Source organism: Acinetobacter sp. YH12076 (genome assembly GCF_013419525.1).
Lineage (GTDB): Bacteria > Pseudomonadota > Gammaproteobacteria > Pseudomonadales > Moraxellaceae > Acinetobacter > Acinetobacter amyesii.
In genome coordinates, this window is sequence record NZ_VOZY01000002.1 from 215,344 (window position 1) to 228,324 (window position 12,981).

Annotated in this window: 12 protein-coding genes and 1 pseudogene; 11 read left to right on the top strand and 2 right to left on the bottom strand. The window is 41.0% G+C overall.

Going from position 1 to position 12,981, the window contains the following annotated elements; all coding sequences use genetic code 11:
- Window positions 1-463 precede the first annotated feature (463 nt).
- Entirely contained in the window at window positions 464-733 is a 270-nt protein-coding gene (locus FTU22_RS02545) for an oxidative damage protection protein (RefSeq protein ID WP_078190466.1), read from the bottom strand.
- A 27-nt stretch (window positions 734-760) separates the two neighbouring features.
- Window positions 761-2,191, bottom strand: coding sequence for an argininosuccinate lyase (argH, locus tag FTU22_RS02550; RefSeq protein WP_171319324.1), 1,431 nt, complete (start codon window positions 2,189-2,191; stop codon window positions 761-763).
- Between argH and FTU22_RS02555 the strand changes: the two are divergent.
- The 11 genes and pseudogenes from FTU22_RS02555 (at window position 2,182) to gspD (ending at window position 12,925) form a co-directional block, all read left to right on the top strand.
- Window positions 2,182-3,335: pseudogene (locus FTU22_RS02555) on the top strand (sensor histidine kinase). The gene argH and the pseudogene FTU22_RS02555 overlap by 10 nt on opposite strands.
- A gap of 53 nt (window positions 3,336-3,388) precedes the next feature.
- On the top strand, window positions 3,389-4,129 hold the full coding sequence (locus FTU22_RS02560) for a LytTR family DNA-binding domain-containing protein (RefSeq protein ID WP_111886003.1): 741 nt from the start codon (window positions 3,389-3,391) through the stop codon (window positions 4,127-4,129).
- A gap of 95 nt (window positions 4,130-4,224) precedes the next feature.
- The gene (gene hemC, locus FTU22_RS02565) at window positions 4,225-5,142 is read left to right on the top strand and encodes a hydroxymethylbilane synthase (RefSeq protein WP_111886004.1); all 918 of its coding nucleotides are present in this window, start codon (window positions 4,225-4,227) and stop codon (window positions 5,140-5,142) included.
- Between the two features lie 3 nt (window positions 5,143-5,145).
- Window positions 5,146-5,925, top strand: a complete 780-nt coding sequence (locus FTU22_RS02570) for a uroporphyrinogen-III synthase (RefSeq protein WP_180092851.1) — start codon at window positions 5,146-5,148, stop codon at window positions 5,923-5,925.
- Entirely contained in the window at window positions 5,922-6,764 is an 843-nt protein-coding gene (locus FTU22_RS02575) for a hypothetical protein (RefSeq protein WP_180092854.1), read from the top strand. Before FTU22_RS02570 ends, FTU22_RS02575 begins: the two co-directional genes overlap by 4 nt.
- A 6-nt stretch (window positions 6,765-6,770) precedes the next feature.
- Entirely contained in the window at window positions 6,771-7,964 is a 1,194-nt protein-coding gene (locus tag FTU22_RS02580) for a heme biosynthesis protein HemY (protein ID WP_180092857.1), read from the top strand.
- A 9-nt stretch (window positions 7,965-7,973) separates the two neighbouring features.
- Entirely contained in the window at window positions 7,974-8,405 is a 432-nt protein-coding gene (locus FTU22_RS02585) for a thioesterase family protein (protein WP_180092860.1), read from the top strand.
- A 142-nt stretch (window positions 8,406-8,547) separates the two neighbouring features.
- A complete protein-coding gene (locus FTU22_RS02590; protein ID WP_180078124.1) occupies window positions 8,548-8,874 on the top strand; it encodes an H-NS family nucleoid-associated regulatory protein in 327 nt (108 codons plus the stop codon).
- Between the two features lie 167 nt (window positions 8,875-9,041).
- Window positions 9,042-9,785: a type II secretion system protein N gene (gene gspN / locus FTU22_RS02595; RefSeq protein ID WP_180092862.1), complete on the top strand. Its 744-nt coding sequence runs from the start codon at window positions 9,042-9,044 to the stop codon at window positions 9,783-9,785.
- Entirely contained in the window at window positions 9,785-10,651 is an 867-nt protein-coding gene (locus FTU22_RS02600) for a type II secretion system protein N (protein WP_180092865.1), read from the top strand. Before gspN ends, FTU22_RS02600 begins: the two co-directional genes overlap by 1 nt.
- A gap of 42 nt (window positions 10,652-10,693) precedes the next feature.
- Complete coding sequence (gspD, locus tag FTU22_RS02605; RefSeq protein WP_180092868.1) at window positions 10,694-12,925, top strand: type II secretion system secretin GspD; 2,232 nt, start codon at window positions 10,694-10,696, stop codon at window positions 12,923-12,925.
- The last annotated feature ends 56 nt before the right edge of the window (window positions 12,926-12,981 follow it).

A 12,981-nucleotide genomic window follows, 5' to 3' on the forward strand; every position in this document is an offset into this window, starting at 1 on the left:
AATGTTGTGTTTTATTGAGAAATGTATCACAAATTTACATTAAGAATTTTTGATACAAATTGGCCGATAACTTTGGTAGGTTTTGTTTGGATTTAAACATTGAAAATCGATATATGTGATGATAAAAATACATTTAACATTATTTAAATAATAAATACATTTATTTAAGTTTAAATAAAATTGATCAATGGATAAAAGATATTTCAGCAATGATGAAGATCATTTCCCAATGAAAGCTTACACAGACGTCATCTTTGTTTTGCGAAAATAGCAGTGCTCCGAAGCACAAAAAAAGAGCCTTTTTAGGCTCCTTCATGACATTTGAAGCTACGCGCTTCGCTTGTCTTGCGTAATTTTTAGAGCAATAAAAAAGAATCCCCAAGATTGGAGATTCTTTTCAATTAAAGCCTACGCACAGCATAGCTGCTTGTCTTGCGTAAAACTTAAAGCAACGCTTTAAGTTTTACTCAGGCTTTAGGCCTTCGGCTTTTTCTAAAGATTCATCATTGCTGAAGAATTTTTCACGTTGCTCTTCAAGGAACTTTTTCGCGTCAGCTTCAAACACGTTTAAACGTTTTTCATTGATCAACGTCGTTTGGTGTTTTAGCCATTCTTGCCAAGCTTGTTTAGATACCGTATCAAACAATTCTTGTCCCTTCGCACCCGGGAATGGTGCAAAGTCTAAACCTTCCATTTCAGCCTGATATTTACGGCAAAAAACTTGTCGAGACATATCAATACTCCATTTAACTTGAAAAAGTTATGCGTAAAGTTTTTCTAAACGTGCGTGTGCGCGTTCAATTGCTGCTTCAACTTGAGCAGGTGCAGTACCACCAATGTGGTTACGTGCATTGACAGATGCTTCAAGTGTTAATGCTTTTTCGAAGACATCCGCTTGAATCAAGTCAGAGAACTGTTGAAGTTGCTCAAGGGTTAATTCTGAAAGGTCTTTGCCTTCTTGAACACCGAGAGCAACTGCTTTACCCACAATTTCATGCGCATCACGGAATGCCACGCCATTTTTAACGAGGTAGTCGGCAAGGTCAGTTGCAGTTGAGAAGCCACGAAGAGCTGCTTCACGCATGATGTCAATGTTTGGCACTAGTGCAGGGATCATGTCGGCAAATGCCATGAGTGAGCCACGAACAGTATCGATTGCATCGAATAGTGGTTCTTTATCTTCTTGGTTGTCTTTGTTGTATGCCAAAGGTTGACCTTTCATTAGGGTCAATAGGCTCATCAAGTCACCATATACACGGCCAGTTTTACCACGGATCAACTCAGGAACGTCTGGGTTTTTCTTTTGCGGCATGATTGAAGAGCCAGTGCAGAAACGGTCAGGGATGTTCACAAATTTGAACTGAGCCGATGTCCAAAGAATCATTTCTTCTGACATGCGTGATAAATGCATCATGATGAGTGATGCTGCCGCATTGAATTCAATACCAAAATCACGGTCAGATACGGCGTCTAAAGAGTTTTCAGCGACAGCTTCAAAACCTAGTAATTCGGCAGTGAATGCACGGTCAATTGGGTAGGTTGTTCCTGCAAGTGCAGCAGAACCTAAAGGCATACGGTTGGTACGTTTACGGCAGTCGATTAAACGCTCTGAGTCACGTACCAACATTTCAAACCACGCCATTAAATGGTGACCAAAAGTCACTGGCTGTGCAGTTTGTAAATGCGTGAAGCCCGGCATGATGGTATTGGTATTTTTCGCCGCTAAGCCTAGGATGCCTTTTTGTAATTTTTTCAATAATTCTAAAATCGCATCGATTTCGTCGCGAACATACAGACGGATATCGGTTGCAACTTGGTCATTACGACTACGACCGGTGTGTAGTTTTTTACCTGTAATACCGATACGTTGAGTCAAGCGTGACTCAATATTCATGTGCACATCTTCTAGGTCAATGCGCCATTCGAAGTTACCCGCTTCAATTTCTGCTTTAATGGTGTTTAAGCCATTAATAATATCGTCACGCTCTTGTTCAGTTAGAACGCCAACTTTTGCAAGCATGGTTGCATGTGCAATTGAACCTGCAATATCTTGTTTATAAAAGCGTTGGTCAAACTGTACAGATGCTGTAAATTCAGCAACAAAAGCGTCAGTAGCTTCGGAAAAACGACCGCCCCACATGCCTGAAGTTTGGGCTTGTGACGGATTTGAGGAATTAGAAGATGTGGTCATGTCGGCTCAATAAGATAAAAAGCATAGAACTGAGCAAGAGTATAGCAAATTCGAACCCAGTTGCCGAAGGGCAAGTTGATCAAACTTTTAGACAAGGTTTGGGCCTATGACAATTTCTGTATTTTCAGGAAAAATGGGCCGTTGGCACTATCTGTGGGAGCTGTTTCTTGCGGGCAATATTGTGGCTTTGGTCTTGGCCTTGGCCCAAGCTCAATCGTGGCATGCTTTAAGTTTTTCCAGTGTCATGCAGCATGTGTTGTTTATTAACTGGATTTTATTGGCATTTGCTGCATTTTCAGAGCTATTGCAGAGTAAGACGCGTGGTTTAAGCATGAAAATGCTCATGTTTGGCGGGTTTGTTTTATTGCAAGCTTTGGTGTTGTTCACCACCATAACTTTAAATGTTTTGATCTATTTTGGTGAAAATTTCAGTTTAGCTGGTTTGAGTGCAGACGTTTTAACTGCTGGTGTGGTTTTAAATCTGAGCTATGGGGTGTTGCTTGGGGCATTTTGTTTTCGATATTTATATTTAAGAGAACAGTGGGGTCGACAACATCATAGTGAATTAAACTCACGCATTCAGGCTATGCAAGCTCGGATTCATCCACATTTTTTATTTAATAGCTTAAACAATGTGATTAGCTTGATTGCGATTGACCCAGATAAAGCGGAGCAAATGCTACTGAATTTATCTCGATTGTTCCGTGCAAGTTTTCAAGAATTGAAGTTGGTAAGTCTCAAAGATGAGATCGATCTGTGTCAGCGTTATTTGGCCATTGAACAAATGCGTTTAGGTGATCGGCTTAAGGTGGAGTGGAAACTAGAAGGTATTGAACAATACGCTCAAGTACAAATTCCACTATTAACTTTACAACCTTTATTAGAAAATAGTATTTTTCATGGAGTTGAAAAGATTTTGACAAAGAGTACGATAAATATATTGATTGAAATATTACAAAATCAAATTAATATCGTTATTACAAATCCCTATACACAGGATACAATTAAATTACGTCAGGGGAATGGTATTGCCATCGAAAACGTGAAACAGCGACTTGAGGCATATTTTGGTCAGCATGTCACTTTTCAAACCTACGCAGGCGAGGGAATGTATACGACTGTGGTGCAATATCAATATAAATAGAAATCTCAGTTGACCAATAAAAATAAATGACGTTAACGAGATAAGGAGGAGAAATGGACATCCTAATCTGTGATGATGAGCCTCTAGCAGTAGAGCGATTGTCACGTTTAGTCACTCAACTTGGACATCAAGTGGTTGCGAAAGCTTCACATGGTCAACAAGCGATTGACTTGGCTCAAAGCCTCGAGCCTGATGTCATCTTACTAGATATACAAATGCCTGAAATGGATGGGTTGACTTGCGCGAAATTGTTGCGTGAATTAGACCCCATGCCCGCTATTATTTTTTGCACTGCATATGATCATCATGCACTTGATGCATTTAAATCGAATGCAGAGGGATATTTACTAAAACCGGTTATGCAACAGGAATTGCAGCAGGTTTTAGATCATTTAACTAAATTAACCCAAGCTCAATTGAGCACGATAAAACAAAAAGAAAATATGGACGAAATTAAAATCAGCCGCCATCAAATCGCGGCAAAGACCTATCGTGGTGTAGAGTTGGTACCTGTGGAAAATATTTACTATTTTCTTGCAGATCAGAAATATGTCACTGTTCGGCACAAAAATGGCAGCGTACTCATTGATGAAACGCTGAAAGATTTAGAGCATGAATTTGGTGATCGCTTTATACGCATCCATCGTAATGCCTTGGTGTCTGTGAGCTTTTTAGATGGTTTAGAGGTTGTAAGCTCAGGGCAATATCAAGTGCGTTGTCGAGATTTAGACGAGCGCTTGGCGGTCAGCCGTCGGCATTTACCGAATTTACGCGAGCGAATACAAAAATTATAGGGCAAGGGTTGAAGCACATTGCGAATTAAGCTTGCATTTTCAACTGAGCAAGTTAAGTTTAGAATAATAGCCCTATAGACTGTATTTTAAAATTTATGAATATCCTTAAGATCGCAACTCGACAAAGCCCGCTTGCACTTTGGCAGGCGGAACATATTCGTGCACGCTTAGAAGCACTTCATGCAAATTTGAAAGTTGAGTTGGTTACTTTTGTGACCCAAGGTGACAAGATTCTAGATACCCCTTTAGCCAAAATTGGGGGAAAAGGATTATTTGTAAAAGAATTAGAAGCGGCGTTGTTGGATGGTCGTGCAGACTTAGCAGTTCATTCGATGAAAGATGTGCCGATGGCATTGCCTGAAGGTTTAAGCTTGGCCGTGATTTGTGAGCGTGAAGATCCATTAGATGCTTTCGTTTCAAATACCTATAACAGTTTTGATGATTTACCACAAGGTGCGAAGGTTGGGACATCGAGCTTGCGCCGCAAATGCCAAATTTTAAAACAACGTCCAGACCTCGAAATTATTGATCTGCGTGGCAATGTGGGTACGCGTTTATCTAAACTCGATGCGGGCAACTATGATGCGATTATTTTGGCCAGTGCAGGGTTGAAGCGTCTGGGTTTAGCAGAGCGTATTCGTCATACTCTTGAGCCTGTTGTGAGTTTACCTGCAGTTGGACAAGGTGCATTGGGCCTAGAATGTCGTAGCCAAGATCAAACTGTATTGGATTTAATTTTGCCCTTAATGCATACAGAGACCAATGCCTGTGTACGCGCAGAACGTGCATTTAATGCATATCTAGAAGGTGGCTGCCAAGTACCGATTGCAGGTTATGCAACCTTAGAAAATGGTCAGATTCATTTGGAAGGTCGTGTCGGTAGTGTTGACGGTCAAACCTTGTTGAAAGCACAGCAAGTAGGTTTTCCTGAACAAGCTGAACAGCTCGGTGTCAAATTGGCACAAGACTTGTTAGCCCAAGGTGCAGGTGAAATTTTAAAGGCACTGTATTAATACATGCTTTTTATCAATACACGTCCAGCAGATCGTGCAACGCAGCTTAGCTTGACGCTGCGCTCTGCGGGTATTGCTGTGGCTGAGCTTCCATTACTTGAGCTCAAGCCACGGGCATGGTCAGAAGCATTGGCAGCGTGCTACGCCCAGTTGAGTGCTGCGGATGTATTGGTTGTGGTGAGCCCTTCTGCGGTTACCTTTGGAATGCAAGGTTTGCGTAAGGCAGGTATTTCATTAGAGCAGCTCGAACATATTCAATGGGTTGCCGTCGGTGATGCAACTGCAGCAAAGCTGGCTGATTATGGTATTCACAGTGTCGTACCGCAGGTGGAAACCTCGGAGGGAATGCTCACCTTAAGCCATTTAGAACAATTAGAGGCCGGGGCTTGTGTAGCATTTTGGCGCGGTGAAGGTGGTCGTCAATTTATGATGCAGCAGTTGCTAGCACGTGGCATTCAGGTTCTCAATTTTGTGCTATATGAACGGCATCTACCAGAAGAGACCATCCAAAAAGTAAAAACACTCATTTCTGAACATCAGTTGTCATCTCCATATTGTATGTTGATTACCAGTGAGGCCAGCTGGCTCAATTGGCTTGACTTGATTCAGTCGCATTTATCAGTGCTGAGTCATGCACATTTTTTAGTTTTAGGTGTAAGGTTGTTCGAGCTACTTGAGCAAAGTCGTATAACACTGAACAAAGATTTTAAAATTATTCAACTCGAAGATTTAAACGCGACACACATATTGCAGCATGTGCAAGTCGTGCAGGGAAATACATGAAGAAGTTGTTTGTCGTTGTGGTCATTGTCGCCGTACTTTGGTTGGCTAAACTCAGTTTTGATCTATTTCAAGTCAATGCTCAACAAACCGAACTGATGCAACAACAAACTTTATTGCAACAGCGCAATGCCGGTTTGAATGATCAGGTTGTGGCTTTGAAACGACAGTTGAGCGGCAGAACGACCGAGATGTCGGCTGCAACGACATCGAATGCTTCGATTGCTGCTGAGGCGACCCATAGTATTGAGCCGATGTTGGTTGTGGGCCAGCAACTTGATTTGGTTGAATTTGCCATGCAGCAACAACAATTTGCTGTCGCCTTGGAAAAATTAAACCAATTAGACCAACAATTAGATCAGTTGAGCTTGGCACCTGCACTGCGCATGAGTTTGCATCAGGTGATTCAAAAAGACCGTGAAACCTTAAAGCAATATGTGACAGAGCGTCAGTTGCAGTCTGATAAAGTGAAAAATACTCTGCAATCGATCGATCAATTGTTAGAAAAAGAAATATTAAAGCCCTATAGTTCTAAAGAGCAGCAAAAAGGTCTTTCTTTTTGGCAAAAATGGATTCAAGTCGAATCGGTTGAGCAACCGAGTCTCGTATTAATGCAGCGTAGCTTGGTATTAAAAGAAATGCAGTTACGTTTAATTTTGGCTCAGCAAGTTTTAAATCAAGGACAATATCCTCAGTTTCAACAAGAAATTACTGAAATTATGCAAATTATGCAGCAATTGCCAGATGCTTCATTAAAACCGATACGCCAGCGTTTAGAACAATTAAAGGACATTCCGGTTATTTCTGTACCGCTATTAAATACTCGGGCACTCATAGGATAATTGACTATGAAACATATATTATTGGCCTATTTATTTATTAGCTTATTGGTTGTTGCCATTATTAGTTTGCTGAGTTTTGGACATGGTGCAGGCTATGTGTATTTATACTGGCGTGAATGGCAAGTTCAATCTAATATTTGGTTTTTAGCATTATTGCTGGTACTACTGAGTTTAGTCGTGCAAATGCTTTGGTATGCGGTTAAACGTTATTTAAGTCGAGAACAACGTAAATCTGAAACGGTCTTTAGTTTTAATAAACTACATCCCTATGAGCAATTGGCTGTCATTTGGCTTTTAAATGCTGCGCAAGATCAAAAAAACTTTATTCAGCAAGCTTTTACTGAGTCTGGATTATTAAAAGGGGTGATCGATGCGCGTTTATATTGGATTCAGCAACAATATGAAACAGCATTAAATGCATTAACTCAGACCAATCCAATGGCTTTTGAGCTTGCAGAATTGCAACGGATTGAAATTTATTTATCTCAACAAGAGGGTGAAAAGGCTTTAACGCATCTTGAATTTTTAAATCAACATGAACTATCGCCATGGTTGCAAAAAGTCAGTAGTGCCTATGAGCAGCGCCTAACCACGCTATGGGGCATGTTTGCATTGCAGTTTCCTTGGTTGTATTTGCGTTCGACACGTTATGGACATTTAGATGAGCTGACAAAACAAGCTTGGTTGGAGCAATTATTATCAGCGTTTGATCAAGCTGATGTCGATGACTTACAGCATTTAAAGCAGCGTTATTTGGATTTACAAGATCAAATCACAGAGCGTAAATATGCGGTCAAAGTGCTTTGGTTAAAAGTCTTGTCTCGTATGCCAGAGATGAGTCAGGAGCATGAGCAATTGGCCATTCATTTGCTGGAACAGCAATTTAACAAAGAAGTGTTCTTTTTGTGGTTCCAGCAAAAAATGCTGAAGCAAAACCCTGACTATGTGGCTGTAGAACAGCAGATTCAACGTTGGGAAGAAAAGTATCCTGCGCTGCCTGTTTTTAGTTTTGCAAAATGGAATATTTACCAAGCGACAGCACGTCAAGCTGAAGCAGATGCATTGTTAGAATTATATCCAAATGATGTATTAATGAGTTATTTACGCATCAAGTCAGCTTTAAATCAGCAGGATGACTTGATCAAACAATTAAATTTAATATTTGAAAATAATGCCAATTTTATGGAAATTCGAATATAAGGACATTATATGCGAGAAGATTTAGCTCAATATTCATTGGTTCATACTCAACACGTCGCTTGGGGGGATATGGATGCTTTTGGTCATGTAAATAACGTGCATTATTATCGTTATATGGAAAGTGCGCGGATTGGTTATTTAGATCAGTTGGATATATTTAATCAGTCTGTGGTTACGGTTGTGGCTTCAAGCCAATGTAAATATTTAAGTCCCGTGGTTTATCCTGATATTTTAAAAGTGGCAACGCGCGTTGAAGAATTAAGAAATAGTGCATTTCGTATGAGTTATATATTATGGAGTGAACAGCAACAAAAAATCGTTGCAACAGGCGATGCGGTTATTGTGTGCGTGGATAAAACTACCCTACAAAAAACTTCAATTCCAGAAAGTATAAAAACTAAAATAAAAGCTTTGGAGATTTCAGTCGGAAATAATATTTAAATACAATTTAATTTTATATATTTTAAGGAGTCGTGTTAAAATATTGTAGTAAAATGAAAATTATTTATTGAATAAAAATTTTATTATAATATTATGAGCGAGTTTTCATAAGCATTATTAAAATGAAATTTCGGAGTTAAAGATTATGCCTGATATTAGTAATTTATCAGTTGAAGAGTTAAAGAAGCTTCAAGTAGAAGCTGAAGCACTGATTGCATCTAAAAAAGATCAAGCGATTGAAGATGCATACAACCGTATTATTGAAATTGCAGAAAATTTAGATTTAAGTGTTGAACAAATCCTTGAATTTGGTTCAAGCAAACGTAAAAAATCAACTCGTAAAGCTGTTGAGCCACGTTACCGTAGCAAAACCAATGCAGATGACACGTGGACCGGTCGTGGTAAACAACCGCGTTGGTTAGTGGCTGAATTAGAAAAAGGCGCGAAACTAGAAGACTTCTTAATTTAAGAATAATTCATGAAATCGTCATATCCTGAGTTCAGGATAATTAAACCAGGCAAATGCCTGGTTTTTTTATCTCTTTGAATTGGCTATGCAGAAAAAGTATGCATAATGTGTCTATAAAGAAAAATGTTTAAATGATGGAAAAAGATTGATGGATCGGTTGTGGTGGGATGATCAATAAAACTAATAATATTCGGTGGCTCATTTTTGCTGCGATCAGTTTTTTAATTTTCGTTATGCTGCAAGTACCTGCAGCTTGGCTCATTACAAAATTTTATAAAAATAACCAAATGCTACATAACGTCAGTGGCAATATTTGGCATGGGCAAGCAGATTGGACACGAGGAAATTTGAAAGGCTCGTTAAACTGGAGCACACGCCCGTGGGACTTGATTTTATTGCGCTTGGGTGCAAATGTTGAAATTCATAGTGGCAATACCAAACTGCAAGGTGTGATGGGGTATGGTTTTGGCAAAAGTATCAGCATCAAAAACTTAGAGGGTCAAATTGCTCCTGAAACCTTAAAAAGTTTTGCCGATTGGCAATGGCCAACGAATGCCATTCAATTAAATGATGTGCAGTTTAAATATAAGCCACAACAGGGATTTAGTCAGTCATCAGGTGAGATGCAGTGGGCAGGCGGGGATTTATCCTTTAGCTTCGCACAGCGTCAAGAGTCAATGAATGTGCCTGCCATGTTGGCCCAATTAAAAGATGATAATGGCAAATTATCGATTGATGTTCGAGATCAACGTGAACAAAAAATGATGAATTTGTCACTTGAGCCAGACCTCATGTTGGATGTGCAATTAACCCAGCGCTTTTTGATGAATGTTGCTTCCTATGAAGGTAAGGCCGGATTAGATACGTATGTGATTAGTTCGCGTCAACCCCTATTGAGTGGGGTGAACTGATGGCTGACTATTTAGACAAAATCCGCGAGATCAATTGGAAGCAAACAGATCGTCTTGCACCTGTGGTCTTGGCTTTAATAATTTTGTACCTGTGCTGGAAGTTAGCTGCTTTATTTTGGTTATTGATTGCACCGCCACAAGCCATGCAGTTAGACCGAGTTGAATTGGGTTCACAGCAAACGCAAGTTCCTAATATTAGCTCTTTTGCCTTGTTTCAGGAAAACCGCAGTTCAGCAACTGACGCGCAGTTAAATATGGTGTTACAAGGTGTGGTGGTTGGACAGCCAAGTCGCTACTCGTCGGCAGTGATTAAGGTTAATGAGAGTTCAGATCGCTACTTGGTTGGAGAAACCATTCAAGGTTCATCATATCAACTGGCTGAAGTTTATTGGGATAAGGTGATTTTAACGCAGGGTAATGGTGCACGGCGTGAATTGGCGTTCCAAGGTATTGAAAACGGATTAGATCAACCGATTGTCCCTACAGCCAATGCAACATCAGGCGGATCTTTGCAGAATAACAGCATGCAAAATACAACTGATCCTGCAAATTTAGGGCAAAGCACAACGCAGTCCGCGATTGGTCAGGCCGTACAACGCATGACTGAAAATCGTGAACAATATATGCAGGAAATGGGGGTAAATCCATCAGTTAATGGTGGGTTTGAAGTTTCAAATCGAACACCTGCAGCCTTAAGAAATAAATTGGGTTTGCAGCCGGGTGACCGCATCATGTCTTTAAATGGGCAGGCGGTCGGTGCAGGACAATCTGAGGCGCAATTATTAGAACAAGCCCGCCGTGAAGGGCAGGTGAAACTTGAAGTCAAACGTGGTGATCAAGTGATGACCATACAACAGGATTTTTAGTGATGTCTCATCACTTTATAGGGTTAGGAAACACAGGCGTATATGGCTTTATTTAATAATAACCGTTCAACTTTAGCTGCCTATGCCATGGTGCCCTTGGTTACTATGGTTAGCACAGCAAGTTATGCACAAACTTGGAAAATCAATTTACGTGATGCAGATCTTACGGCATTCATTAATGAAGTCGCAGATATCACGGGGAAAAATTTTGCAGTTGATCCACGGGTACGAGGAAATGTAACGGTTATTTCCAATAAGCCTTTAAATAAAAATGAAGTCTATGACCTGTTTCTCGGTGTATTGAATGTGAATGGTGTGGTGGCGATTCCATCAGGCAACACCATTAAACTGGTTCCAGACAGTAATGTAAAAAGCTCGGGCATTCCTTATGATGCGCGCCACCGTGCGTCTGGAGACCAAATTGTCACCCGAGTAATTTGGCTTGATAACACCAATGCCAACGACTTAATTCCAGCCCTACGTCCCTTGATGCCACAATTTGCACATTTGTCGGCAGTGGCGGGGACTAATGCGCTGATCGTCTCAGACCGTGCTAGTAATATTTACCAGCTCGAAACGATTATTCGTAATTTAGATGGAACGGGTCAAAATGATATCGAAGCCGTGACGCTGCAATCGAGTCAGGCCGAAGAAATGATTGGACTGTTAGAGTCGATGAGTTCGACCGGCGCATCAAAAGACCCGAAAGGGTCACGAATTCGTATTATCGCGGACAATCGAACCAATCGCATTATCATTAAAGGTGATACAGCGACACGTAAACGCATTCGTAAGATTATTGAAACCTTAGATGTACCTGCGGCAGATCGATTAGGTGGGTTGAAAGTCTTCCGTTTGAAGTATGCAAGTGCAAAAAACTTGTCGGAAATCTTACAAGGCTTGGTCACGGGGCAAGCTGTTTCGAGTACGAATTCATCGAATAGCTCAAACAGTAGCACGATGAACAGCTTAATGAATGATAATAACAGCTCAAATTCACAGTCATTCAGTTCACAAAACAACACCAGTTCAGGCATTAACCTCAACAGCAATAACTCTTCCAATAATACGCAAAATGGTATTTCAAGTTTTAATGCCAATGGCGTGAGTATTATTGCCGATACCACACAAAATGCACTGATTGTGAAAGCAGATCCGCAGCTCATGCGTGAAATTGAATCTGCGATTTCTCAGCTTGATATTCGTCGTCAGCAAGTGCTGATCGAAGCGGCGATTATTGAAGTCGAAGGCACGGATACCGATCAACTCGGTGTGCAATGGGCGTTGGGTGATATCAGTAGTGGTATCGGCTTAATTAACTTTGATAACTTTGGTTCGAGTTTAAAAAATATTGCCGCAGGATATTTAACTGGCGGCGCTGCGGGTGCAGGTAGCGCGGTGAGTGCCGGTACTTCTTTGGTCCTTGGTGATTATCGTGAAGGCAGTGATGGTTCACGCAAACTCTATGGTGCGATGATTCAGGCCCTAAAAGAAAAAACCAAATCCAATTTATTATCTACACCGTCGATTGTGACGATGGACAACGAAGAAGCCTATATTGTGGTGGGTGAAAACGTTCCATTTGTGACAGGTTCGGTCATCACCAATGGTGGCACAGCCAATCCATATACATCGATTGAGCGTAAAGATGTCGGTGTGACTTTGAAAGTTGTGCCGCATATTGGCGACGGCGGTTCGGTGCGTTTAGAGGTCGAGCAAGAAGTTTCTGATGTAAAAGACAATAAAGGTCAAGCGTCGGATTTGGTTACGACTAAACGCGCGATCAAAACCTCGATCTTGGCAGAGCATGGTCAAACAATTGTGTTGGGTGGTTTGATCTCTGATAATACATTGCATGGGCGTCAATCCGTTCCGGGGCTAGGGGCTATTCCTGTACTGGGTAAACTTTTTAGCTCGGAAGGAAAGTCCAACAGTAAACGCAATTTACTGATCTTTATTCATCCGACTATTGTTGGAAATTCTGCCGATGTGAAGAGAATGTCTCAGCAGCGCTACAGTCAGCTCTATAGTCTGCAACTGGCATTGGATAATGACGGTAATTTTGCGAAATTACCTGAAAATGTGGACGATGTGTATCAACAGCGCATACCTGTTTCAAAAGGTACAGCGCCAGCCCCTGTGTATAAGACGGTACCGACAGCACCACAAATGACACAGCCAGCGGCAGTGGTCTCCACGCCAGTCGCCATTGAACCTGCGGTGAAGCGCCAAACCATTACCGTACCGAATGGCAAAGTGGCGGGCATGCCTTAGGTTAGACAGCAGAGTGGTTTAGCTTTGAAACCACTGCATGCTATGATGAAAAAAAC